The 23,989-nt window shown below is 67.6% G+C and carries 18 protein-coding genes and 1 pseudogene; 8 read left to right on the top strand and 11 right to left on the bottom strand.

Annotated features, from left to right (window positions below):
• Positions 1–53 precede the first annotated feature (53 nt).
• Together E7V67_015845 and E7V67_015840 are read right to left on the bottom strand one after the other, a co-directional pair.
• Complete coding sequence (locus tag E7V67_015845) at positions 54–3,086, bottom strand: triple tyrosine motif-containing protein (GenBank protein ID WUR11185.1); 3,033 nt, start codon at positions 3,084–3,086, stop codon at positions 54–56.
• A gap of 41 nt (positions 3,087–3,127) precedes the next feature.
• Complete coding sequence (locus tag E7V67_015840) at positions 3,128–4,051, bottom strand: LysR substrate-binding domain-containing protein (GenBank protein ID WUR11184.1); 924 nt, start codon at positions 4,049–4,051, stop codon at positions 3,128–3,130.
• Positions 4,052–4,163: 112 nt separating this feature from the next.
• Here E7V67_015840 and E7V67_015835 point away from each other — a divergent pair, with 112 nt between their 5' ends.
• Positions 4,164–4,553, top strand: a complete 390-nt coding sequence (locus E7V67_015835) for a RidA family protein (GenBank protein ID WUR11183.1) — start codon at positions 4,164–4,166, stop codon at positions 4,551–4,553.
• A 31-nt stretch (positions 4,554–4,584) separates the two neighbouring features.
• Here E7V67_015835 and E7V67_015830 read toward each other — a convergent pair whose 3' ends face one another.
• Together E7V67_015830 and E7V67_015825 are read right to left on the bottom strand one after the other, a co-directional pair.
• Positions 4,585–5,658: a putative zinc-binding peptidase gene (locus tag E7V67_015830; protein WUR11182.1), complete on the bottom strand. Its 1,074-nt coding sequence runs from the start codon at positions 5,656–5,658 to the stop codon at positions 4,585–4,587.
• Positions 5,659–5,753: 95 nt separating this feature from the next.
• Positions 5,754–6,314, bottom strand: coding sequence for a PAS and helix-turn-helix domain-containing protein (locus tag E7V67_015825; protein WUR11181.1), 561 nt, complete (start codon positions 6,312–6,314; stop codon positions 5,754–5,756).
• 174 nt (positions 6,315–6,488) lie between these two features.
• Here E7V67_015825 and E7V67_015820 point away from each other — a divergent pair, with 174 nt between their 5' ends.
• From E7V67_015820 to E7V67_015810, 3 genes are all read left to right on the top strand, one after another.
• Positions 6,489–7,187, top strand: a complete 699-nt coding sequence (locus E7V67_015820) for a CoA transferase subunit A (protein WUR11180.1) — start codon at positions 6,489–6,491, stop codon at positions 7,185–7,187.
• 10 nt (positions 7,188–7,197) lie between these two features.
• A complete protein-coding gene (locus E7V67_015815; protein ID WUR11179.1) occupies positions 7,198–7,848 on the top strand; it encodes a CoA transferase subunit B in 651 nt (216 codons plus the stop codon).
• 70 nt (positions 7,849–7,918) lie between these two features.
• Positions 7,919–8,335, top strand: a complete 417-nt coding sequence (locus E7V67_015810) for a hypothetical protein (GenBank protein ID WUR11178.1) — start codon at positions 7,919–7,921, stop codon at positions 8,333–8,335.
• A 46-nt stretch (positions 8,336–8,381) separates the two neighbouring features.
• Here the strand turns inward: E7V67_015810 and E7V67_015805 are convergent, their stop codons facing one another.
• From E7V67_015805 to E7V67_015785, 5 genes are all read right to left on the bottom strand, one after another.
• Positions 8,382–9,707, bottom strand: a complete 1,326-nt coding sequence (locus tag E7V67_015805; protein ID WUR16296.1) for a dicarboxylate/amino acid:cation symporter — start codon at positions 9,705–9,707, stop codon at positions 8,382–8,384.
• Positions 9,708–9,994: 287 nt separating this feature from the next.
• Positions 9,995–10,801, bottom strand: a complete 807-nt coding sequence (locus tag E7V67_015800; protein WUR11177.1) for a PhnD/SsuA/transferrin family substrate-binding protein — start codon at positions 10,799–10,801, stop codon at positions 9,995–9,997.
• Positions 10,798–11,757, bottom strand: coding sequence for a fatty acid desaturase (locus E7V67_015795; protein WUR11176.1), 960 nt, complete (start codon positions 11,755–11,757; stop codon positions 10,798–10,800). Before E7V67_015795 ends, E7V67_015800 begins: the two co-directional genes overlap by 4 nt.
• A gap of 4 nt (positions 11,758–11,761) precedes the next feature.
• Complete coding sequence (locus E7V67_015790; protein ID WUR11175.1) at positions 11,762–14,056, bottom strand: TonB-dependent receptor; 2,295 nt, start codon at positions 14,054–14,056, stop codon at positions 11,762–11,764.
• A gap of 195 nt (positions 14,057–14,251) precedes the next feature.
• A complete protein-coding gene (locus tag E7V67_015785; protein WUR11174.1) occupies positions 14,252–15,079 on the bottom strand; it encodes a 3-hydroxybutyrate dehydrogenase in 828 nt (275 codons plus the stop codon).
• A gap of 132 nt (positions 15,080–15,211) precedes the next feature.
• Between E7V67_015785 and E7V67_015780 the strand changes: the two genes are divergently transcribed.
• From E7V67_015780 to E7V67_015765, 4 genes are all read left to right on the top strand, one after another.
• Positions 15,212–16,096, top strand: coding sequence for an alpha/beta hydrolase (locus E7V67_015780; protein WUR11173.1), 885 nt, complete (start codon positions 15,212–15,214; stop codon positions 16,094–16,096).
• 17 nt (positions 16,097–16,113) lie between these two features.
• Positions 16,114–16,464, top strand: a complete 351-nt coding sequence (locus tag E7V67_015775; GenBank protein ID WUR11172.1) for a RidA family protein — start codon at positions 16,114–16,116, stop codon at positions 16,462–16,464.
• A 114-nt stretch (positions 16,465–16,578) separates the two neighbouring features.
• On the top strand, positions 16,579–18,822 hold the full coding sequence (locus E7V67_015770) for a bifunctional (p)ppGpp synthetase/guanosine-3',5'-bis(diphosphate) 3'-pyrophosphohydrolase (protein WUR11171.1): 2,244 nt from the start codon (positions 16,579–16,581) through the stop codon (positions 18,820–18,822).
• Between the two features lie 237 nt (positions 18,823–19,059).
• Positions 19,060–22,107, top strand: coding sequence for a patatin-like phospholipase family protein (locus tag E7V67_015765; GenBank protein WUR11170.1), 3,048 nt, complete (start codon positions 19,060–19,062; stop codon positions 22,105–22,107).
• Positions 22,108–22,835: 728 nt separating this feature from the next.
• Here E7V67_015765 and E7V67_015760 read toward each other — a convergent pair.
• Together E7V67_015760 and E7V67_015755 are read right to left on the bottom strand one after the other, a co-directional pair.
• A complete protein-coding gene (locus E7V67_015760) occupies positions 22,836–23,615 on the bottom strand; it encodes an RHS repeat-associated core domain-containing protein (protein WUR16295.1) in 780 nt (259 codons plus the stop codon).
• A gap of 288 nt (positions 23,616–23,903) precedes the next feature.
• Positions 23,904–23,975, bottom strand: a pseudogene (locus tag E7V67_015755) (hypothetical protein).
• Positions 23,976–23,989 lie beyond the last annotated feature (14 nt).

Raw genomic sequence — 23,989 nt, 5'->3', positions numbered from 1 at the left:
CGGCGGGGTTTCAATGCAGCCCCGATTTCGCCGCATTGCGGCTAGCGGCACGGTCAGCGCTGCTGGCCCCGATACCAGCTGTCCGCCGGTTCGGACTCCGTCGCCGATTCCGCATCGCCGCGCTGCTCCGCGACGCCGTACGCCCGCGCCGCCGGCAGCGTCACCTCCAGCGCCGTGCCCTGGCCCGGGCCGCTGGCCATGCGCAGGGTGGCGCCGATGGCGGCGGCCCGTTCGCGCATGCCGACCAGGCCCCAGTGGCCGGGCCGGCCGCCGGCCTGCGCCACGGCGGCGTCGAGGCCGCAGCCGTCGTCGTGCACGCGCAAGGTGAAGGCGGCACTGCCATAGTCCACTTCCAGCACGATGCGCTCGGCCTGGGCATAACGGCCGGCGTTGCACAGCGCCTCGCGCGCGATCGCCTGCAATTCCTCGCTGACCTGCGGCCGCAGCGGCTGGCGCAGCCCGGTCACCGTCATCTCGAACGCCTGCGCCGCCGGTTCGGCCAGGCCGGCGGCGAACTCGCGCAGCGCCTCGGCCAGGTCGGGCGGCGGCGCGCTGGCGCGCAGGTCCATGATCTGGTCGCGGCCTTCGACCAGCAGGCGGTCGGCGCGGTCCAGCGCCAGGTCGAGCCGCTCGCGCTCGCGCGTGCCCGCGGGCAACTGGCGCACGTGGGCGTGGAACGACATGATCAGGCCCTGCACCGCCTGCAGCAGCGTGTCGTGCAGCGAGCGGGCGATGCGCGAGCGCTCGGCCAGCCGTTCGTGCATGCGCTCCTGCATGCGCTCGGCCAGGCGCCGCGTCACGTGACGCATGCGCAGCGTGTACGCGGCGAACAGCAGCGCCGCGCCGCCCAGCGTCAGCAGCACGACGAACCACGGCGTCTGCACAAAGGTCGGCGGGATCTGCACGTCCAGTGTCGCGCCAGCCTCGTTCCACAGGCCGTCCTCGTTGGCCGCCGTGACGCGGAAGCGGTAGGTGCCGGGCGCCAGGTTGGTATAGAACGCCTCGCGCCGGCCGACTGCCTCCTGCCAGCCATGGTCGACGCCTTCCAGCCGGTAGCGCAGCCGTACCCGCTCCGGCATCGCCAGCGACAGGGCCGTGAAGCCGATCTGCAGGGTGTCGCTGCCTTGCGGCAGCGTGACGGCGCCGCCGGCGACGGGGTAGTGGCGGTCGCCAGCCGTCAGCGCGCGGATCAGCACCGGCGGCGGCAGCGGGTTGCGCGGGATGCGCGCCGGGTCCAGCAGCGCGATGGCGCTGCCGGTCGCGAACCACAGCTGGCCGTCCGGCGCCTGCACCAGCGACGGCAACGGCCGCAGTTGCGAAGCGTGGCCGCGCAGGCCGTCCAGGGCGCCGAAGCGCTCGAACGCGACCGCTTGTGCCGGATCGCGCAGCCAGCCGGCCAGCGCGGCGGCGCCGATGCGGTAGATGCCATCGGCGCCATGCAGCCACAGGTCGCCGCCGGGCAGCCGGACGATGCCCGACACGCCGCGGAACGTCTCGCCGCCACTGCCATGCAGCGCGAGGAAACGGCCGTCGCGGTACAGCGCGGTGCCGGCCTCGCCGCCGGCCCACATCGTGCCGCCATCCGGCGTCAGCGCCAGCACCGTGCCCAGTTGCAGGCCCTGGCGCGCGTCCAGCCGCCGCACGCGCTCGTCGCGGCCGACCAGGCTGACCTGGTTGCGGGCATGGCCCATCCACACCGTGCCGTCGGCGGCGCGCGCCATCGTCAGCGCCAGGGCGGCCGGGAAACCAGCCAGGCCGCCGTCACGGGTCCATGTGCCGTCCTTCAGGCGGAACAGGCCGCCGCCGGAGAACGACGCCCACAGGGCGCCGTCGTCGGCCTGCAGCAGCGCCTGCGGATCGAGGCCGCGCAGGCCCGCGGGCGAGGCCACCGTCTGCCATGTGCCGTCGGCCATGCGCCGGTGCAGCGACTGGTCGTCACCGATCCAGTAGGTGCCGTCCGGCGCACGGTGCGCCGCCGCGAAACCGCTGCGCAGGACAGGCTTGCCGGTGCCGTCGGCCGTGTAGCTTGCCACGTGACCGGCGTAGTCGCCGATCCAGACGCTGCCGTCCGGCCCGGCGATCATGCCGGGATGGTCGAAGTGCCGTGGCGTCGCCAGCGCGCGCAGGCGGTTCGGCCGCAGCCGGTCCAGGCCGGCCGAGGTGCCGATCCAGATGCTGCCCTCGCGGTCCTGGAAGAAGGTCTGGGGCAGGGCCCCGGACAGGCCGGATTGCAAGGTCAGCCGCTGCGCCGCCGGCGCGCCCGCGCGCTCGACCGCGTCCGGATGCAGCAGCCACATCTGGCCGGCACGGTCGAAATGCATGCCGCTGGCCGTGTACTCCGGCCGCGGCGCCTGCGCCGGTGCGCTCGTGTGCAGCCGGTAGTAGCGGCTCTGGTCGTCGCTGGCCCAGATGGCGCCGTCCGGCCCTTCGGCCATCGCCATCAGCGTGGTGCGCGGCCAGGCCTGGGTGAAGCGCGCCGCGCCTGGCGGCCGGAAGAAGGCGCCGCCCAGGGCCGCGACCCATTGGGTACCGTCGCGCGCGAACAGGATCTGGAACATGCGCCGTGCCGGCAGGCCGACGCTTTCTCCCTGCGGCTCGAAGCGGCTGGCGCCCGGCCGCAGGGCCGCAACGCCGTCGCGCGCCGCCACCCAGACGGTGCCGTCCGGCGCTTCGGCGATATGGAACACGGCGCCGCCCGGCAGGCCATCGGCTTCCATATAGGTGCGGGCGCCGTCCGGCCGCAAGGCCGTCACGCCGCCGAGCCGGTAGCCCACCCACAGCGCGCCATCGCGCGCCGCCAGCAGGCCCAGGACGTTGGACGAATACAGCCGATGGCCATGCACGCTGTCGCTGCGTTCGAAGCGCACGCCGTCGTAGCGGTACAGGCCCGTGGCGGTGGCGATCCACAGCCAGCCGTCGGGGCCCTGGGCGAACTTCAGCACGTCCACTGGCGCGCCCTGCAGGCTGCCCCATGCCGTGTGCGTGTAGTCGGCCGGCACCGGGCCGGGCGCGGCGCGGGCCGGCAGCAGGGCGGCCAGCAGCCAGAGCAGGGCGACCGCGTGGCGCAGGGAAGGGAGGTGGGTCACGGGCAGGGTAGATGATTACTAAGTGTCAATGCCACTATAGCTTATCGTCGCGTTGCGGTCACGGGGTGCTGGTCGGCCATCAGCTCGACGATCCAGTCGATGAAGGCGCGCAGCCGGCGGCTGACATGGCGCGTGGCCGGATACGCGACATGCATCGGCATGGGATCGACCTGCCAGTCGGCGAACAGCGGCAGCAGCGCGCCGCCGGCGGCGGGCGCGCGCGCCATGTAATCGGGCAGCCACAGCACGCCGAGGCCGGCCAGGCCGGCCGCCAGGTAGGCATTGCCGTCGTCGGTGCGCACCACGTGGCGGCCGCGCACCCAGGCCTGTTCGGCGCCGCGCCGCATGGCGTATGGCGCGTGGCCGTCCGGCGTGGACCAGCGGTAGGCGACGATGCGGTGGCGCCGGTCGGCCAGCTCCTCCGGATGGACCGGCACGCCCGCTCGCGCCAGGTAGGCCGGGGCCGCGTACACGCCCAGGCGCAGGTCGGCCACGTGGCGTGCCTTCAGCGCGTTGTCCGTGACGGCGCCGCCGCGCACGATGCAGTCGACGCCGTCGGCGATCGGGTCCACCTTGCGGTCGCTCGCGCCCAGTTCCAGCTCGATGTCCGGGTAGCGCGCGTGGAAGGCTGGCAGTGCCGGCATCAGCACCAGTGTCGCCAGCGGGCTGGGAACGTCCACGCGCAAGCTGCCGCGCGGCGCCGTGGCGGCGCCCGGCAGCCCGGTTTCGATGGCTTCCAGCTCGGCCAGCAGCGGCACCAGCTGCGCGTAGTAGGCGGCGCCGTCGGGCGTGACGTTGACCTTGCGCGTGGTGCGGTTGAGCAGCTGCACGCGCAGGCGCGCCTCCAGCTGCTGCACCAGCTGGGTGACGGTGGTGCGGCTCAGGTGCAGCGCGGCGGCGGCCTTGGTGAAGCTGCCCGTCTCGACGACGCGCACGAAGGCCTGCATGGCGTGGAACCGGTCCATTCGATCTCCTGTTTGTTTGGATTATACAAACAGTGTTGACGGGTATTGGCCGTTTATCGGTCGGGCGGCACCGGCTACAGTTCGGCCATTCCAAACAAAGAGGAGTGATGCCATGACGCGAGACGTCGTTTTTCCAGCGGGCCGCCAGGCCCTGTATGAGCGTAACCGCTATTCGCCGGCCGTGCGCGCCGGCGGCCTGCTGTTCGTTTCCGGCCAGGTCGGCAGCCGCGAGGACGGCTCGCCCGAGCCGGAGCTGGACGCGCAGGTGCGGCGCGCCTTCGCCAACCTGAACGACATCCTGGCGGCGGCCGGCTGCTCGTTCGCCGACGTGGTGGACGTGACCGTGTTCATCGTCGACCCGCCGGCACGCTTCGAGCGCATCTGGGCCGTCGCGCAGGAGTTCTGGGGCGAGGCGCCGCATCCGACCGTGACGGCCGTCGGCGTCACGTGGCTGTATGGCTTCGACTTCGAGATCAAGGTGGTGGCGCAACTGCCGCGCTGACGAGGAAACACCGGTGGGGGCGCATCGTTTGTTACATCGACGCCGCCTTCATCTGCTCCCGCACCACCTTGTGCACGAACCCCAGCTTCGCCAGCACGGGCGGGCTGAGGGTGAACGGATACGCATCCGGCATGCCGATGCTGCGACTCAGGCTGTTCAGCACATAGGTCAGCGCGAACCAGTCGTGCAGCGTGGCGTCGAACGCGTCCGTCTTCGCCGGCGGCACGGCGATCGCCAGCGCCGGCTCGTTCGGCTTGCGCGGGGTCAGCGACACGCCGCAGGCATGGGCCGTCTCCAGCGTGTCCATCATGTGCAGGTAGTGCGCCCAGGTCTCGGCCCAGTCTTCCCACGGGTGCGCGCTGGCATAGCTGCTGACGAAGCGCTGTTCCCAGTCGGCCGGCGGCCCTTCCTTGTAGTGCCGTTGCAGGCTGGCGCCGTAATCGGCGCGCTCGTCGCCGAACAAGGCGCGGCACTCGTCGATCCAGGGCGTGCCCACCACCAGCCGGTCGAAGTAGTAGTGGCCACTCTCATGTCGGAAGTGTCCCAGCAGGGTACGGTAGCGCTCGTGCATCTGCTCGCGCGTGCGCTCGCGCTCGGCCGGGTCGGCCTCGGCGATGTTGAGCGTGATGACGCCATTGGCGTGGCCCGTCATCACGGGCTGCTCGGCCACGCCGTCCTCCAGGAACTGGAAGGCCAGGCCAGCCTCGGGGTCGTCGTGCTTGGAAGGTGGCGTCAGGTGCAAGGTGGCCAGCGAGAACAGCAGGCGGCGCTTGGCCGCCTCCAGCCGCGCCCACAGGATGCGGTTCTTCTCGGACGCCAGGGCAGGGATGACGACGGTCAGCTGGCACGACTGGCACAGCGCGTGCGGGTCGTCCGCCGGCAGCATCCAGTTGCAGACGTCGTGCTGGACCCAGTTGGCGCAGCGCTTGTACAGCCGGCCGGCATCGCGCGGATGCAGGCTGCGCCAGCGCTCCGCCTCGGCCGGTTCGAAGCTGCTGATGCAGCGCAGCGCGGGCTGGTAGCCGAGCATGCTGCCACAGTGGAAGCAGACGGTGTTTTCAAAGAAGACCTGGTGGCCGCACTTGTCGCAATGGAACGTGATCATGGGAGTTTGCCGGGATCTGGATTGTTAGTATTTGATTAATCTAACAGCAAACCCGGCGCCGTTCCGTGCCGTCGCGCCTATCGTGCGCGGGCAAGCTAGCGCGTCACGCCCATCAGCTTGTGGACCAGCTCGCTGGACGTGGCGGCGCCGAACTTGCGCATCAGCTTGGCCCGGTGCATCTCCACCGTGCGCGGCGACAGGTCGGTCTCGCGCGCGATCATCTTGCTGGTCTTGCCCTCCACGAGGAAGGCGGCGATCTCGCGCTCGCGCGGGGTCAGCTCGGCCGACACGGGGCGCTTCTCGCTGACGTCCTCGAACGTCCATACGCCAGCGCCCAGCGGGTCCTGCGGGTCGAGCGCGCGGCCCGTCACGTGGCACCAGAACAGTTCGCCGCTGGCGCGGCGCATGATGCGCTCGTCCGAGTAGCGCCCGCGCGCGTTCATGATGGGGATGATGCGGTGGCCCGTGCGCAGGAACTCGTCCATCGTGGGATACAGGCGCAGGAACGATTCGCCGTCCAGCGCGCCGTGCGGGTAGCCGAACATCGACGTCAGCGCGTCGTTGCTGGACTGGATGACGCGGTTGACGGAGATGCACATGCCCACGGGCGCGAACTTGAAGATGGTTTCGTAGTCGATTTCGTAGGGGGCGTTCATCGTTGCGGCGTCATCCGTATTGTCGTCGATAACCTCGAGTTGCAGGTATTTCTACGGTATTGTACTTTCCAGTTGTGTCATCTATTCTGGTACGCCATCTGTGCGACAGAGCGGGACCTTGCGTGCGCGCGCGCGTGCACCGGGGGAGCTTATCAAAAAATAGAGGGGTCACCAATGAACAAAATCTATCCCGACGCGAACGCGGCGCTGGCCGGCATCGTCCAGGACGGCCAGACGATCGCCGTCGGCGGCTTCGGCCTGTGCGGCATTCCCGAAGCGCTGATCGCGGCGCTGCGCGATTCCGGCGTCAAGGGCCTGACGGCCATCTCCAATAACGCGGGCGTGGACGGCTTCGGCCTGGGCCAGCTGCTGGAAACGCGCCAGATCAGGAAGATGATCGCCTCCTACGTGGGCGAGAACAAGGAATTCGCGCGCCAATACCTGGCCGGCGAACTGGAACTGGAATTCACGCCGCAAGGCACGCTGGCCGAGAAGCTGCGCGCCGGCGGTGCCGGCATCCCCGCCTTCTTCACCAAGACCGGCGTCGGCACGATCGTCGCCGAAGGCAAGGAAATCCGTGAATTCGACGGCGAGCAGTACGTGATGGAACGCAGCCTGGTGGCCGATGTGGCGCTGGTAAAAGCCTGGAAGGCCGACAAGGCCGGCAACCTGGTCTACCGCAAGACGGCACGCAACTTCAACCCGAACGTGGCCGCCGCCGGCAAGATCACCGTCGTCGAGGTCGAGCAGCTGGTGGAAGTGGGCGAGATCGATCCGGACGAAGTCCATACGCCGGGCATCTTCGTGCACCGCATCGTGCTGAACGCCCACCCGGAAAAACGCATCGAACAGCGCACCGTGCGTTCGAACTGAGGAGACAGACATGGCATGGACTCGTGATCAAATGGCCGCGCGCGCGGCCCGGGAGCTGCAGGACGGCTTCTACGTCAACCTCGGCATCGGCCTGCCCACGCTGGTGGCCAACTACGTGCCGAACGATATCGAAGTGTTCCTGCAGTCCGAAAACGGCCTGCTGGGCATCGGCCCGTTCCCCACCGACGACGAGGTGGACGCCGACCTGATCAACGCCGGCAAGCAGACCGTGACGGCCCTGCCGGGCGCGGCCTACTTCAGCTCGGCCGACTCGTTCGGCATGATCCGCGGCGGCAAGATCAACCTGGCAATCCTCGGCGCGATGCAGGTATCCGAACAGGGCGACCTGGCCAACTGGATGATTCCGGGCAAGATGGTCAAGGGCATGGGCGGTGCGATGGACCTGGTGGCCGGCGTCAAGAAGGTCGTCGTGCTGATGGAGCACGTGGCGACCGCCAAGGACGGCACCACGTCGCACAAGATCCTGCCGAAGTGCGACCTGCCGCTGACGGGCGTTGGCGTGGTGGACCTGATCATCACCGACCTGGGCGTGATGGAAGTGACGGACCGGGGCCTGAAGGTGCTGGAACTGGCGCCCGAGGTGACGCGGGAACAGATCGCCGCCGCGACGGGTGTCGCGCTGGACTTTTCGGCCGTCTGAGCCACGCTCACCTGACGGAAGGCACGCCGCGGCGTGCCTTTTTTTTACTTCGCAGAACAAGGAGAAACCGATGTCCAGTAGCCAGTCCATGCCCCGTGCCGCGCTCAGCGCCCGCTGGTTTGCCTTCTATGTGGTGTCCGTCGGGGCGGCGCTGCTGCTGGTGCCGAACCTGCTGCTGGCGCTGTTCGGTATGGCGCCCACCAGCGAGATCTGGATCCGCGTCGTCGGCCTGGTTGCCTTCAACCTCGGCGTCTACGCGTGGATCAGTGCGCATCACCGGCGCTTCCTGCAGGCCTCCGTCTACACCCGCGCGCTGGTGTTTATCGTACTGGCCGGCTTTGTGCTTGCAGGCATGGCCGAGCCGATGCTGGCATTGTTCGGCGTGGTCGATTTGTGCGGCGCCATCTGGACCTGGCTGGCGCTGCGGGTCGACGACCAGGCGCGGGGCGCGCTGGCCGTTGGCGTCGCAGCGGCCGCCCGGCCATGAAAAAGCCCCGCGCGGTGGCGGGGCCAGTCAGCGGATGGGGCAGGGATCAGCGGCTGGCGGCACGCAATGCGACCGGCTCGCCGTGCGCCACCTCTTCCAGCGGCTCGTGCGGTGCGGACGGGTTGGCCAGCTCGCGCTGCATGGTAGCCATGTCCAGCTCGCCTTCCCACTTCGACACGACGATGGCGGCGACGCCGTTGCCGACGAAGTTGGTCAGCGCGCGGCATTCGCTCATGAAGCGGTCGATACCCAGGATCAGGGCCATGCCGGCCACTGGAATGGTCGGCACGACGGCCAGGGTGGCGGCCAGGGTGATGAAGCCGGCGCCGGTGATGCCGGAGGCGCCTTTCGAGGTCAGCATCGCCACGCCCAAGATGGTCAGCTCCTGCGTCAAGGTCAGGTCCGTGTTGGTGGCCTGGGCCACGAACAGGGCGGCCATCGTCATGTAGATATTGGTGCCGTCCAGGTTGAACGAGTAGCCGGTCGGCACGACCAGGCCGACGACGGGCTTGGAGGCGCCCAGGCGCTGCAGCTTCGTCATCAGGGAGGGCAGTGCGCTTTCCGACGAGCTGGTGCCCAGCACGATCAGCAGTTCCTCCTTGATGTAGGCGATGAAGCGCACGATGGAGAAGCCGGTGAAGCGGGCGATGGCGCCCAGCACGATGAAGACGAACAGCGCGCAGGTCAGGTAGAACGAACCCATCAGCTTGGCCAGCGGCAGCAGCGAGTCGATGCCGTATTTGCCGATGGTGAAGGCCATCGCGCCGAAAGCGCCGATCGGGGCGGCCTTCATGATGATGTTGACCATGCCGAAGATGGCGGCGCCGGCTTCGTCGATCAGCTTGGCGACCGGACGACCTTTCTCGCCCAGCAGCGACAGCGCGAAGCCGAACAGCACGGAGATCAAGAGCACCTGCAGGATGTCGCCCTTGGCGAAGGCGTCGACGACGGTGTTCGGGATGATGTTCATCACGAAGTCGACGGTGGACTGGTGCGACGCCTTTTCCGTGTACTGGGCGATGGCCTTGGTGTCCAGCGTGGCGGGATCGGCATTGAAGCCCGCGCCCGGCTTGACGAGGTTGGCGACGAACAGGCCGATCACCAGGGCGAAGGTGGAGACCACTTCGAAGTACAGCAGCGCCTTGCCGCCGACGCGGCCGATCTTTTTCACGTCCTGCATGCCGGCGATGCCGGTGACGACGGTACAGAAGATCACCGGCGCGATGATCATCTTGATCAGCTTGATGAAGCCATCGCCCAGCGGCTTCATCGCGACGGCGTCCGTGGGCAGGTAGATGCCCAGCAGCACGCCAACGGCGATGGCGAACAGCACCTGTACGTACAGGACTTTGTAGAACGGTTTTTTCATGATGGTCTCCAGCTCCCCGGTGTCGCATGGTTTTCAATGCAACCATCATGCCGAACCATCTCAGATATCACCATTGTGATTATCCGCATTGTGGTTTGCCCTATCAGGGGTATCCACATTGGGGTTTTTACGTAATGCCGCCGCAGGCGTGTCAGGCTTGGGGTCTGTCCCCGCAGGGGACTGACCCCGGTTTTCATCGCGCAGGAAACGCAACGTGACCGAATAAAACCGGGGTCAGTCCCTGTGCAGGGACAGACCCCAAGCCTGTACGCGGCAGCGGAGGCACGGGTTCAGCCGAGCAGCGGATAGCCAAGCCGCCGCGCCTCGTCCTCGAGTTGCGCAATACGGCCATACGCCGCGTCGTCACGGTACTCGAACCCGAGAATGCGCAGCGGCGCGAGAGTCGCCAGCAGCGCCGGGCCGGGCGCCAGCAGGGCGGCACGCAGCCGTTCGACCGAGGCCGCCGGCACGTCCGCCCCCGCCACCAGCGGCAACCCGGGCGCGGCCGCCGAATAGCCCAGCACGGCCAGCCCGGCGACGTCGGCCGGCCGCTCCTCGCACAGGTAAGCCCACGTGACGCAGTCGATGGCGGCGATGTCGGCGGCGCCCGCCCGCACCATCGCCACGCTGGTGGCATGGCTGCCCGACCACTGCACGGCCGCGAAAAAACGGCCGTCGCGCGCCAGCGGCGCCACGGCATGGCGCAGCAGGTTCATGCCGCTGTTCGAGTGCTCGTCGTTGACGGCGGCGACGCGTCCGCGCGCGTCGGCCAGCGTGGCGATGGCGCCGTCCGCGCGCACCACCAGCGCGCTGCGGTAGTTGCTGCCTGCATCGCTGCCGTCGCAGCCCGGCACGTCGTAGCAGGGCGTGGCCAGCAAGGTGACGTCGTCGCGCAAGGCCGTCACGTAGGGGTAGCCACAGGTCTGGCTGAGCAGCAGTCCGGGCCGCTTCCAGAAGCCGGGCAGCGGCACGTCGCGTACCAGGGTGGCGTCGTGATCGAGGTCGGCCTGCCGCAGCAGGGCCGCGGCAAATGCCTCGTAGCCGTCGCGCAGCCGCGGCGACACGTTGTACATGGGCAGGGCGACCGTCCAGCTCATGCCGCCGCCTGCGGCAGGTGCGGGTGGACCGGCGCATCGACCGGGCTGAAGCCGTGCCGGCGCATCAGCTCCCCATAGCCGGCCACGTGGAAGCCGCCGCTGCGCGCCAGGTAGTCGGCCCGGCGCGCGCGATACACGCGCGGCAGCAGGTACCAAGGGAGCGACGGCAGGTCGTGGTGCACCAGGTGCAGGTTATTGTTCAGGAACAGCAGCCGCGCCACGAAGCCCGCCTCGTTCAGCACGATGCGCTGCTTGTGGTGGGCGGCCGGGCGATGCTCGTAGTAGGAGCGGATCATGGCCAGCGACTGGGCCGGGTAGGCGATCGCCAGCAGGTAGTACAGCGGGGCGATGCCGCGCCAGGCGTCGAGCCACCACAACATCGCCGCCAGCATGGCGAAGTGGCGCAGCCACATGCCGCGCAGCGGGGCCTGCGCCACGCCGCTCCAGGTGGCGCAGATGGCAATGGCGGGCCCGACCAGCAGGCGGCCCCAGAACGTCTTGTTGAACCAGTACAGCGCGCGCAGCGGCCGTGTCATCCGGGCCCAGTCGCGCGGCGACAGGTAGCAGCTCTCCGTGTCCAGCGTCGGCACGGTCAGGTGCGCATCGTCGTGGTGGCGCAGGTGGCTGTCGCGGTACAGCGTGTAGGGATACCAGACCGCCAGCGGCGCCGCGCCGAACAGGCGGTTCAGCCAGGCCTTGCGGGTGGGGTGGCCATGGATCAGCTCATGCTGCAGCGACATGTACCAGGCACACCACCAGACCATCAGCACGGTGGCCAGCGGCGTGCCCAGCTCGCGCCAGAAGGCGACGGTGGCCCACCAGCCGCCATGGATGACGACGATCAGCAGCCAGGTCGGCCACTCGCCCCGCCACAGCCGCCGCCCCCGCTCGGCCGCCACCTGGGCGCGCTGGGCGTCATCCAGGTATTCCGAGCGGTGGGGGGCGGCGGGCGTCATGGCATCAGAAGCGCGCGCTCACGCGCAGGCCCACGGTGCGCGGCCGCACCAGGTAGACCAGGTTGCCCGGCTGGATCGCGATGCCGTTCGGGACCACGTCGCTGACCTTGGCGCCGTTGGTCAGGTTGGTGCCGAACAGGCCAATCTCGTAGCCGCGCGTGCGGTAGGTGACGGTGGCGTTGAGCGTGTTCGAGGACGGGATGCGCGCATAGCTGCCCTGGCTGGCGGCGAAGTTGGTGTAGGCCTCGCCGCGGTAGGCGTAGCTGGCGAACAGGCCCACTTCGTCGCCGGCGGCCACCGGAATCGTGTAGCTGGCCGTGGCGCTGGCCGAGAAGCGCGGCGCATACGGCACGCGGCTGCCGGCCGGGATGTTCTGGGCCGGGATGCCGGTGACGACGGTGTCGGTGGCGCTGGCGTGGTTGTACGAAGCGTTCAGGCCGACCGAGGCCTGGCGCGTCAGCTTGAACGCGCTTTCCAGCTCCACGCCCTTGCTGCGGATCTTGCCGGCGTTCTGCGTGAAATAGTAGGTGCAGGGCAGGCGGTTGAACACCTGCACGTGGTCCCAGTCGATCAGGTAGGCGTTGGCATTGACGGTCAGGCGCCGGCCCAGCAGCGTGTTCTTCGACCCGGCCTCGAAGTTCCACAGGCTGTCCGGGGCGAACGTGGTGGGCGCCTGCACGCCGCAGAAGTTGAACGGCACCGGCTGGTTGTTGCCGCCGTAGCGGAAGCCCTTGCCGGCCGAGGCGTACAGCGTGTGATCCTGGTCGATGCGCCAGGCGGCCGCGAAGCGCGGATTGGCGCCGCGCGAGGTGGCGCTGCTGGTGCTGACTTCCGGCTGCCCGGTCGGCACGGCCGGCGTGGCGGTGACGAGGTTGCCGAACAGGCCCGTGAACTTCAGGTCGAAGTCCTGCGTGCCGCGGAACAGGCGCAGGCCCGCCGTCAGGTCGAGCCGGTCCCACACGGTGTACGTGGCCTCGGCGAACAGCGCCAGCTGGCGCGAGTTGGTGTTCTGGTAGCCGGAGAAGTAGTTGTCCGCACTGAACGCCTGGTCGTTGACCTGCGAGTCGTAGCCGGGGAAGTTGCGGGTGGCCGCGTAGCGCGCGTCGAAGCCGGCGGTGGGCTGGTCCTGGCGCGTGTCGCGGCGGCCCTGCTCGTAGAACGCGCCAGCCGTCCACTTCAACGGCCCGGCGCCCTTCGATTGCAGGCGCAGCTCCTGGGCGAAGTCCTCGATGGCGTTGCCGATGCGGTAGGCCGACTGCATCAGCGGCGGCTGGCCGCCGAAGATGAAGGCGGTTGCCGGATACTGGGCCGACGTCACGTACCAGGTCTTGCGGTGCAGGTAGGAGGTGGACGAGACCAGGGTGGCCGTACCCAGCTCCTGGTTCAAGGTCAGGTTGTACAGCTGCAGCTGGTCGTTGCTGGCCTGCGGCAGCAGCGCGAACGTGGTGTAGGGCGCCAGGTCGGCGTAGGCGTCGTTGATGCCGCCCTTGATGTTGGAAGCGGTGATGCTGGCATCCACCAGCAGGTCGCGGTTGGCGCGCAGGCGGGCGGCCACGCGGCCCTGGTTGGTGGAGGTGTCGTTGGTGGTCGCGCCACGAGTTGTCCCCTCATTGGCATTGCGGATGTAGCCGGAGTCCTTGCCGGTGTAGCCGGTCAGGCGCAGCGCCAGCACGTCGTCCTTGACCGGCAGGTTGACCATGCCGCGCAGGTTGTGGTTGGTGCCGCCGAAGCCGGAGGTCTGCGAGCCCACCGCCTCGACGGAGCCGAACAGGTCGTTGAACTCCGGCTTGCGCGTGATCTGGCGCACCGCGCCCGCCATCGCGCCGGCACCGAACAGCGTCCCTTGCGGCCCTTGCAGCACCTCGACGCGCTCCAGGTCCAGCACCTTCAGGTCCGGGTTGGCCGACTTCAGGGTGACGGGCATCTCGTCGATGTAGACCGCCACCAGCGAGGCATCCTGCACCTCGGACGGCACGATGCCGCGTACCACCAGGCCGCGCATGGTGACGTTGTTGACGCCGGCCCCTTGCTGCTGCACCGTCATGGCCGGAACGACAGCGGCGAGGTCGGCCAGGTTGCCCAGGCCGTAGCGGGTCAGGCTGTCGGGCTTGATGACGCTGATCGCGGCCGGCACGTGCTGCACGTCCACCGCGCCGGTGCGGGTGGCCGTGACCTCGACCCGTTCGATGATGTCGGCGCTGGCCGGGGCAGGGGCGGGCACGGCGTCGGCGCCATGCGCCATGGTGGCGATGGCCGACATTACGGCAAAGGTGAGCTGGTGAAGCGGCTGCTGGTGCATCGGTTGTCCTTGTTCTTGTGGGGTAGGCGCGGCCCGCACGTTCCCTGGCAAAAGTATAGGGACGCGCCGGCGCGGGGGGAACGAAGTTTACTGTGCTTGGATATGCGGCGTCCGCACGATAGTCCGGCGCCGCGGGGAGCGGCGCGCCGTGCGGCGCAACAGGGGAGGCACGCCTTGCGGCGCGCCGGCAAGTGATTACTGCGCGACCCAGCCGCCGTCGACGTTCCAGGCGGCGCCACGCACCTGGGCGGCGGCGTCGCTGCACAGGAACACGGCCAGGCCGCCCAGCTGCTCGGGCGTGACGAAGTCGCCGGACGGCTGCTTGTCGGCCAGCAGCGCGTGCTTGGCCTGCTCGTTGGACAGGCCGTCCTTGGCGGCGCGGTCGTCTACCTGTTTCTGCACCAGGGGCGTCAGCACGAAGCCGGGGCAGATCGCGTTGACGGTGACGCCGGTGGTGGCGGTCTCCAGCGCCGTTACCTTGGTCAGGCCCACCAGGCCATGCTTGGCCGCCACGTAGGCCGATTTGCCGCTCGACCCGACCAGGCCATGGGCCGAGGCCAGGTTGATGATGCGGCCCCAGTTCTTCGCCTTCATGGCGGGCAGCGCCAGGCGCGTGGTGTGGAAGGCCGAGGTCAGGTTGATGGCGATGATGGCGTCCCATTTCTCGACGGGGAACTCGTCCACGTTGGCCACATGCTGGATGCCGGCGTTGTTGACGAGGATGTCCACGCCGCCGAACTGCTCGGTGGCGAAGGCCATCATGGCCTCGATCTCGGCCGGCTTGCTCATGTCGGCGTTGTGATGCACGGTGCGTACGCCGTAGCGGCGTGCCGTCTCTTCCTGCAGCGTGGTAATGGCCTGGGCCTCGCCGAAGCCGTTGAAGACGATGTCCGCGCCCTGGGCCGCCAGCGCGTGCGCGATGCCCAGGCCGATGCCGGAGGTGGAGCCGGTCACGAGGGCGATCTTGCCGGCCAGTGCGCCGGAGTTGGCGCCTGGGACTGCGTTGCTTGCAGTGCTGCTCATGGTTGTCCTTTACTGAGTGAAAATGCCCGGTTTGGTCCTGCCGGATGCGCTGCGCTACACTTCCCGGGGATTTTATCCGCAGCGCACGGTAAAATGTAGCGCAAAAACCAATACTCGGCAGGAGGAGGACGCATGAGCGACCCGGTAACAACGAAGTCTGTGCAGTGCATCTCGCCGGCCGGTCTGCACCGGATGGCATACAAGGAATGGGGCGACCCGGCCAATCCGGACGTGCTGGTGTGCGTGCATGGCGTGACCCGCGTGGCGGACGATTTCGACGACCTGGCGCGCGCCCTGTCCGACCGCTACCGCGTGGTCTGCCCGGACGTGGTGGGGCGCGGCCGCTCCGGCCGGCTGCGCAATCCGGAACTGTACGTGGTGCCGCAATACGTCAGCGACATGGTCACCTTGCTGGCGCGCGTGCTGGCCAATGGCGAGCGGCAGCAGGTGCACTGGCTGGGCACGTCGATGGGCGGCCTGATCGGCATGGGCCTGGCCTCGCTGCCGGACAGCCCGATCGACCGCCTGGTGCTGAACGATATCGGCCCCGTGCTCGACCCGGCCGCGCTGCACCGCATCGGCGACTACATCGGCCAGGACCTGCGTTTCCCCACCTTCGAGGCGGGCGCCCAGTTCGTGCGCGAGGTGTCGCAGCCGTTCGGCCCGCACACGGAAGCACAATGGGACAAGATGGCGCGCGACGTGCTGCGCCAGGACGCCAACGGCGAATGGGTGCGTCACTACGACATGGGGTTGGCGCTGCCGTTCCGCGCCGCCACGCCCGAATCGGTGGCCGCCGACGGCCAGCGGCTGTGGGCTGCCTACGATGCGATCCGCTGCCCCACCCTGGTGGTGCGCGGCGCGCTGTCCGACCTGCTGTCGCACGCGACGGCCGAGGAAATGACGCGGCGCGGGCCGCGTGCGCAGCTGGTCGAGATCCCCGGCGTCGGCCATGCGCCGATGCTGATCCAGCCCGAGCAGATCGCCGTGATCCGCGAATTTTTGTTGAACCAGTAGAGAGAAAGAAGAACTGAATGGAAATCAAACGACTGCACGTTGGCAAGCGCCTGTCCGAAGTGGCGATCCACAACAACACCGTCTACCTGGCCGGCCAGATCGCCGAGGACACCACGGCCGATATCGCGGGCCAGACGCGCGAAGTGCTGGGCCACGTCGACCGCCTGCTGGCGGAAGCGGGCAGCGACAAGAGCTGCATCCTGTCCACCCAGATCTATATCAGCGACATGGCGCTGTTCCCGGCGATGAACGAGGAGTGGGACGCCTGGGTCGCGCAAGGCCACACGCCGCCGCGCGCCACCGTCGAGGCCAAGCTGGCCAACCCGGCCTGCCTGGTCGAGATCGTGGTCGTCGCCGCCCAGCGCTGACGACACGCCCGCGCATGGCATAGCACATTCCCCGCCGCCGGTGGCGGGGCGCGGGCCCGGGAAGGACGTCGCACCGACGATTACGCCGGCATTGTTATGGTTTAAGGTTGCATTATGGTTTCCATCGCGGCGCTGAACAGCGCAACGTCCGATCAGCTGGTCCAGGGCTTGTCCCATGAAGACGGCGTGCGCGTGCTGGCGGCGCTCGATTTCGCCAGCGACGCCTACGCCGGCAAGACCGCCACGAGCGGCCAGAACGCGTTCGATTTCGCCGTCGGCGTGGCCACCACGCTGGCATTGCTGCGTACCGACGCGGCCACCCGCATCGCCGGCCTGATGTTCGAGCTGTGCCTGCTCGAACCGGCCCAGGCGATCGCCATCGAGCCGAAATTCGGCAAGGAAGTGTCCGACCTGGTGACCGGCGTGCACCAGCTGATCCGGCTGCGTGAGCTGACCCAGGCCACGCCGGCCGCGGCGCGCGGCAAGAACGCCGCGCAGCAGGCGGTGGCGCAGATGGAGACGCTGCGCAAGATGCTGCTGGCGATGGCCTCCGACATGCGCGTGGTGCTGGTGCGCCTGGCCTCCTGCTGCAGCACGCTGCGCTATTTCGCGGACGCGAAACTGTTCAACGAGATGACGCGCGCCTACGGCCGCGAGACCCTGGACCTGTACGCGCCGCTGGCCAACCGCCTCGGCATCTGGCAGATCAAGTGGGAGCTGGAGGACCTGTCGTTCCGCTTCATCGAGCCGGAGAACTACAAGCGCATCGCCAAGATGCTGGAAGAAAAGCGCATGATGCGCGAAAGCTTCGTCGAGCAGTCGATCGAGCGGCTGCAGACGGAGCTGGCCAACGCCGGCATCAAGGCCGAGGTGTTCGGCCGGCCCAAGCACATCTACAGCATCTGGAACAAGATGCGCGGCAAGGAGCTCGACTTCACGGAGCTGTACGACGTGCGCGCCTTCCGCGTCATCGTGGCGGACGTGAAGACCTGCTACACCGTGCTGGGCGTGGTGCACAACATCTGGACGCCGATTCCGAAGGAATTCGACGACTACATCTCGCGCCCGAAGCCGAACGGCTACCAGTCGCTGCACACGGTGGTGACGGCGGACGACGGCCGCCCGCTGGAGGTGCAGATCCGCACCCAGGAGATGCACAGCTTCGCCGAGTACGGCGTGGCGGCGCACTGGCGCTACAAGGAGGAGGGCGGCTCCAATTTCCAGGGCCAGAAGTACGACGAGAAGATCGCCTGGCTGCGCCAGCTGCTGGCCTGGAAGACCGATGTGGCCGATGCCGTCGTCGGCCAGGAGGAGCTGCAGCGCGAGTGGGTGGAAAAGCTCAAGTCGGCCGCGCTGGACGACCGTATTTTCGTGCTGACGCCGCAGGCGCGCGTGCTGGAGCTGCCGGTAGGCGCCACGCCGATCGACTTTGCCTATCACCTGCACAGCGACGTCGGCCACCGCTGCCGCGGCGCGCGGGTGGACGGCATCATGGTGCCCTTGAACACGCCGTTGAAGAGCGGTCAGACCTGCGAGATCATCACCGCCAAGGGCGCGCCGGGATCGGCCGGGCCGTCGCGCGACTGGCTCAGCCCCGGCTACGCCGTCAGCAACCGCACCCGCGCCAAGGTGCGCGCGTGGTTCCATGCGATCGACATGCAGGAGACCCTGTCGCACGGCCGCGCGCTGGTCGAGAAGTCGCTGCAGCGCGAGGGCAAGACGGCCGTCAACCTGGAAGCGCTGGCGCAGAAGCTGGGCTTCGGCAAGGTGGACGACCTGTTCCTCTCGGTCGGCAAGGAGGAGTTCAGCCTGCGCCACGTCGAGCAGGCGCTGCACGACCCGGCCGAGGCGCCGCCGCCGGAGGATGCGGTGGTGCTCAACAAGAGCCGCGCCTCGTCGACCGAGCAGGGCGCCAAGTCGGGCGTGCTGGTGGTCGGCACGGAAGGGCTGATGACGCAGCTGGCGCGCTGCTGCAAGCCGGCGCCGCCCGACCCCATCGTCGGCTTCGTCACGCGCGGCAAGGGCGTGTCGATCCATCGCCTCTCCTGCAAGAATTTCGCCGAGATGCGGGCCAAGGCGCCGGAGCGCGTCATCGTCACCGAATGGGGCAACACGCGCGGCGACACCGTCTATCCGGTCGACCTGTTCGTGCTGGCGGGCGACCGCCAGGGCCTGCTGCGCGACATCTCCGAGATCTTCTCGCGCGAGAAGATCAACGTCATCGGCGTCAATACGCAGAGTGCCAAAGGCCAGGCGCGCATGACCTTCACCGCCGAGATCGGGGCCACGGCCCAGTTGCAGAAGGCGCTGGCGGCCATTTCCGAGGTGACGGGGGTGCTCGAAGCCCGACGGGCCTGACTGCTATCTGCTGGCGCATCAGGCTTAGGGTCTGTCCCTTCGGGACTGACCCTGGTTTTTTTCGCGCCGTTTGGGTATCGATGAAAACCGGGGTCAGTCCCTGTGCAGGGACAGACCCCAAGCTCGTCTGTTCGTAGATGGCAGAAAAACCACACCGCGACAAACGGTGACAATCCGTGACAATCTCCCGGCGCCACCAGGGCTACGCTGTGGCAAGCCATAGCCCGGGAGGTCGCCATGAGTGCCGTACCGCAGCCATCGAAGCCACCGTTCGACCCGAACCACCCGTTCCAGCCGCTCCAGCCGCTCCCGCCCGAACCCGCCATGCCGGCGCCGCAGGCGCCGCCGGCCGCGCTGGGCAATGGCCGGCTCGACGCTGACCAGGTGCTGCGCGCGGAACGGGAACAGGTCGACCGCTGGCGCGACCGCATCGGCGTCGCGCATGACGCGCCGCTGGCCGCGCTGGCGTTTTCGGGCGGCGGCATCCGCAGCGCCACCTTCGGCCTGGGCGTGCTGGAGGCGCTGCGCGACCTGGGACTGCTGCGCCGCTTCGATTACTGGTCCTCGGTCTCGGGCGGCGGCTACATCATGGCCTGGCTGCGTGCCCATTGCCATCGCGACGGCAGCGGATGGCTGGAGCCGGAGCGGGCCGGCCAGTGGCGCCAGTCGATCGCCCACCTGAGCAAGTTCTCCAACTACCTGTCGCCCAAGGTCGGCCTGTTCAGTGCCGACACCTGGACCATGCTGACCACCTGGATGCGCAATGCCGCGCTGGTGCAGCTGACGATCATCTGCGGCATCGTCCTGCTCCTCCTGGTGCCGCAGCTGGCGATGCGCTGGTTCGCCATCTGGCCCGAGTACCAACTGGTGCGGGGCGGCACCATTGGCCTGTTCGTCGGCGCCGTCGTGCTGCTGGCCGCCAACCAGCTGCGCCAGCGGCGCGACCAGGGCGGCAGCGCCCAGGCGTCGCCGCTGCAGCGCGAGTGGCGCTTCCACCCGGCGCACTGGGGCCGCTGGGCCGGCGTCAGCGCGATGCTGCTGGCGGTCTGCGCGGCGCTGTGGCGCGTGACCGGCTTCAATCCGTTCGAGACGGCGCCGGTCAGCGCCTGGGCCGTGCCGATCGCGGCGCTCCTGATGCTGGGCGCGCTGTGCGCACTGCCGGCGCTGGCGCGCTGCAACGTGTTCCAGAGCGAGTGCGACTGGCCCGACTTCGGCCAGGTCGCCGTGCAGCGCTGGATCGTCGTGCCGATGCTGCTGACGAGCGTCGAGCTGTCGGCCGTGCTGGCGCACCTGGCGCGCAGGCTGCCGGCCGACGTCAGTTACGGCTACCTGCTGGCGCACCAGCCCAGCGCCTGGCCGTTCCAGCTGGCGCTGGCCTTCACCGCGCTGGTGCTGCTGGCCTGTTGCTCGCTGCGCTGCTGGCGCGGCGTGACCGGCCGGCACAAGGTGCCGCGCGTGCTGTTCAACGCGGTGCTGATCGCGCTGTCGTCCGCCGTCTGCATGCTGGCGCTGCACGCGATGTTTTGCGGCATCCTGTGGCTGATGCACTGGGCCCGGCTCGGGCCCGATGCGGTGTCATGGCATGCGTTCATCTGGGGGCCGACGCTGATCCTGTCCGCCTTCGCGTCGGCCGTGACGCTCATGATCGGCCTGGTGGGCAAGGCCTCGCTGGAAGGCATGCGCGAATGGTGGAGCCGGCTGGCCGCGTGGCTGTGGATCTATGCCACGGTGTGGAACGTGCTGACGTTGTCGGCGCTGTACGGACCGATGCTGGTGCTGTGGCTGGCCAGCCTGGAGCACTGGCAGGCGCTGGCGCCGGTGGCGGGCTGGGTCGGCACCACGGTGGCGGGCCTGCTGGCGGCCAATTCGTCCGCGTCCGGCGGCGACGACACGATCCGCTCGAAGCGCAGGACCTTGCCGATGATCGCCCTCGACGCGCTGACGAAGATCGCGCCGCCGCTGTTCATCGTCGGCCTGCTGATCGGCGTGGCCGCCGTGCTGTACGTGGTGCTGACCTACGCCGCGGTACCGGATGCGGCCATCGCCGTCGACTTCGACCGCTGCACCGGCGCGGCCTGCTGGGACGCTTACTGGGCGCAGCGCTGGGCGCCGTCGGCAGCGATGATCGGCGCAGTCATGCTGGGTGTGGCGCTCGTGGGCCTGCTGCTGGCCTGGCGCGTCGATATCAACGAATTCAGCCTGCATGCGTTCTACCGCAGCCGGCTGTCGCGCTGCTACCTGGGCGCGTCGCACCGCGCCCGCAAGCCGCAGAATTTCACCCAGTTCGACGAGAAGGACGACATCGCGCTGTGCGCGCTGCAGCCGCGCGCCGGGGCGGACGCGCCGCCGGCCCTGCCGCTGCACCTGATCAACTGCACGGTCAACCTGGGCGGCTCGGGCGACCTGTCGCTGCACACGCGCCACGGGGCGTCGTTCACGATCGGGCCGCTGGCGCTGGGTAGCGACTATGGTGAGTCCCCGCTCGACAAGATCGGCTACCGCCGGCACCAGCCCTGCGACGACATGGGGGCGGGCGAGCTGACCCTGGCCGAGGCGATCTCGGTGTCCGGCGCGGCGGCCAGTCCGAACCAGGGCTTCCATTCTTCGCCGGCGGTGGCGTTCATGATGACGCTCTTTAACGTGCGGCTGGGGCGCTGGTTCGCCAACCCGCGCTTCCCGCGCCAGCGTACCTCGCCTGCGCTCAGCACCGGCTGCCTGCTGATGGAACTGTTCGCGTCCGCCAGCGAGCGCTCGCGCTACCTGATGATTTCGGACGGCGGCCATTTCGACAACCTGGGCGTCTACGAACTGGTGCGGCGGCGCTGCGCCCTGATCGTGGCGGTGGACGCGGAATGCGATCCGGCGTTGCACTGCGGCGCGCTGGGCACCCTGATCCGGCTGTGCAAGGTGGACTTCAACGCCGATATCGACATCGACGTGACGGCGCTGGCGCCGGACGAGAAGACCCGCCTCAGTCAATGCAGTTGCGTGGTGGGCCGCATCGTCTACCGCGATGCCGATGGCGTCGCCGAAGGGGAGGGCACGCTGGTGTACCTGAAGGCGACGCTGCCGCCCACGGTGGGCGACGCCTCGCTGCGCCAGTACCACGCCGAGCATCCGGCCTTCCCGCACGAGTCGACCGGGGACCAGTTCTATGGCGAGGACCAGTTCGAGAGCTATCGGCGGCTGGGGCGGCATATTGCGACCGAGGCGCTGGGGCCGGGCATGCAGGCGGATTTGGCTGAGCGGTTGCGGCAGGTGCGGGGGGATTTTGTGGCAGGTTGAGGGCCTCCAGCAGGCTCTCCTGGCGGCGAACGGATGGGTGAGGAGTGAGTCGGCTGTCAGTAGGGCAATGACCGAGCCTCCTAAGCTAGTGATCGAACGCCTCGCACATGTCGATAGATGAGTAATTCAACGCTTAGAGGTCATATCACTCGGCAGCGCCGCAGGGCTCATCATATTGAGGCCTGAGCAGGACTTTCCGACTAGGCCTCCGGATAGCCCGTACGTACAGACCGACGCCGACTGTTCCATGCGTTTTGCGGCAACGCAAGGAGTGAGCGAGCACCAAGGCCACCAGCGATTAAGTGTGCATTATTTTGGATGTTTAGCGTTCTTTGACCGTTCTCGGAAGTTATAAGCAGCGACCGAGGCTACGCTTTCGATAGAATCCTCAGTTAGGGCCCTTAAAAGATCGAGAGGGGTTTTTTGATTGGCGGCAATAGCTCTTCTTACGGTCTCGTCTGGGTCTCTTGCCAATAGCGGAAACAGGTCTAGTGTCAGGCGCCGCTTTTGTGCAATCAACGAACGGACAATAGGATCGTCACAAGAAGCGAGAATCCGCATGATCTCGTCTGGGATAGTTCGATTTTGCGCTACGTCGATTCGCCTTCCAGGATATGTATCAATAATCTGGGTCCACGTTTCTATTGTCGCATTGTCTGACATTGTTCTATTAATGGCTTCCGCATCTTGGCTGGAGCATAACTTGATAAATTCCTCTGTAGAGCTAATCACGGTTTCGAATCCTTACATTTTAGTGATTTCAAGTCGACCGTTTTCCCGGCCTCGCCTTTATGTTTTCCCATTCGGTCACCGAAGTCATCCAAGTCAAACGTATGATGAAGCGCATAGCCTTTTTGTTCAAATTGCTTGAATGCACTACCTCCGTGCCCTGTCTGGTCAACTGAATACCAAACCCCATCTTTTGGGTCTCGGAAATATTTTGCGTGGCCGACACCCGGAATATGTCCTTCACATATTTTGTCGTATCTGTTTAGCTCCCATTTGCGACAACCATCATTACACCGCTGATCAATGTTTGGCTTGCCTGTTCTAGGTTTGCGACCCGGGCCGCCCCCTTTTCCTGCGGTAAGCCCAAGTGGATCTACCCAAGCGGTTGGATTCGGCACGTATGAGTACAGGTTTTCCCCTCCGCGTAATCCCAACGGATCTTGCGTGAGAAATCTTGCGCTGTCAGGATCGTAGTATCGATACCTGCTGTAGCGAAGTCCCGTCTCTACATCCTCATATTGACCCTGAAAACGTATCGGATTTCGCATCCCGGACTTGCGTGCGGCGTCGCTGGTTGCTTCCTTTGCCGGCCCCCACGCTAGATACTGCGCCGACCACGCGACTCTGCCTTCATGGTTCGTAAGTTCCTGCGGTGTACCTAACTGATCGCATTGATAGAAGCAGATCTCATCCTTGCCAAATGGCTCGGCTTCCTGGTCATACTCACCGTTCCATAGCGGATCAAGTGCAATGTCGTATTTTCCGGCATTGCGCGCCATCAGTGCCTTCACATCGGTGGCGCGCGCCAGTTGCAGCGCCTGGCGTCGCGTCGCCTGCAGCAGCGGCACGAAGCTGTTGCGCTCGTACGCATAGTGCACGGTTCGTTCGGTGGGTGTGTGGCCGTGGTGCACGCTGCTTTCCAAGGCCAGCGTGTCGCCATCCCAGCCGTACATGGTCCGAGTCGTGTTTCGTAGGGTAGTGCTGTCGCTTGCCTGGCTGTGCTTGGCGATGCGCCGCCCCAGCGGGTCGTAGGCGAAGGTCGTGACACCATATCGGGTGTTCGCGCGCGTCATCCGGCTGAACGCATCCCATTCGAATGTATCCCGCTGGCCATTTTGAATGCGCTCGATGAGGTTACCGCGTCCATCGTATC

Source organism: [Empedobacter] haloabium (assembly GCA_008011715.2).
Classification (GTDB): Bacteria; Pseudomonadota; Gammaproteobacteria; order Burkholderiales; family Burkholderiaceae_D; genus Rugamonas; species Rugamonas haloabia.
This window is presented reverse-complemented; position numbering and strand designations above follow the sequence as displayed.

Excerpts from the sequence above, each read along its gene's own strand:
- E7V67_015840 (WUR11184.1), bottom strand. The coding sequence starts at position 4,051 with ATGGACCGGTTCCACGCCATGCAGGCCTTCGTGCGCGTCGTCGAGACG.
- E7V67_015835 (WUR11183.1), top strand. The coding sequence starts at position 4,164 with ATGACGCGAGACGTCGTTTTTCCAGCGGGCCGCCAGGCCCTGTATGAG.
- E7V67_015830 (WUR11182.1), bottom strand. The coding sequence starts at position 5,658 with ATGATCACGTTCCATTGCGACAAGTGCGGCCACCAGGTCTTCTTTGAA.
- E7V67_015825 (WUR11181.1), bottom strand. The coding sequence starts at position 6,314 with ATGAACGCCCCCTACGAAATCGACTACGAAACCATCTTCAAGTTCGCG.
- E7V67_015820 (WUR11180.1), top strand. The coding sequence starts at position 6,489 with ATGAACAAAATCTATCCCGACGCGAACGCGGCGCTGGCCGGCATCGTC.
- E7V67_015815 (WUR11179.1), top strand. The coding sequence starts at position 7,198 with ATGGCATGGACTCGTGATCAAATGGCCGCGCGCGCGGCCCGGGAGCTG.
- E7V67_015810 (WUR11178.1), top strand. The coding sequence starts at position 7,919 with ATGTCCAGTAGCCAGTCCATGCCCCGTGCCGCGCTCAGCGCCCGCTGG.
- E7V67_015800 (WUR11177.1), bottom strand. The coding sequence starts at position 10,801 with ATGAGCTGGACGGTCGCCCTGCCCATGTACAACGTGTCGCCGCGGCTG.
- E7V67_015795 (WUR11176.1), bottom strand. The coding sequence starts at position 11,757 with ATGACGCCCGCCGCCCCCCACCGCTCGGAATACCTGGATGACGCCCAG.
- E7V67_015790 (WUR11175.1), bottom strand. The coding sequence starts at position 14,056 with ATGCACCAGCAGCCGCTTCACCAGCTCACCTTTGCCGTAATGTCGGCC.
- E7V67_015785 (WUR11174.1), bottom strand. The coding sequence starts at position 15,079 with ATGAGCAGCACTGCAAGCAACGCAGTCCCAGGCGCCAACTCCGGCGCA.
- E7V67_015780 (WUR11173.1), top strand. The coding sequence starts at position 15,212 with ATGAGCGACCCGGTAACAACGAAGTCTGTGCAGTGCATCTCGCCGGCC.
- E7V67_015775 (WUR11172.1), top strand. The coding sequence starts at position 16,114 with ATGGAAATCAAACGACTGCACGTTGGCAAGCGCCTGTCCGAAGTGGCG.
- E7V67_015770 (WUR11171.1), top strand. The coding sequence starts at position 16,579 with ATGGTTTCCATCGCGGCGCTGAACAGCGCAACGTCCGATCAGCTGGTC.
- E7V67_015765 (WUR11170.1), top strand. The coding sequence starts at position 19,060 with ATGAGTGCCGTACCGCAGCCATCGAAGCCACCGTTCGACCCGAACCAC.
- E7V67_015760 (WUR16295.1), bottom strand. The coding sequence starts at position 23,615 with ATGGCGCGCAATGCCGGAAAATACGACATTGCACTTGATCCGCTATGG.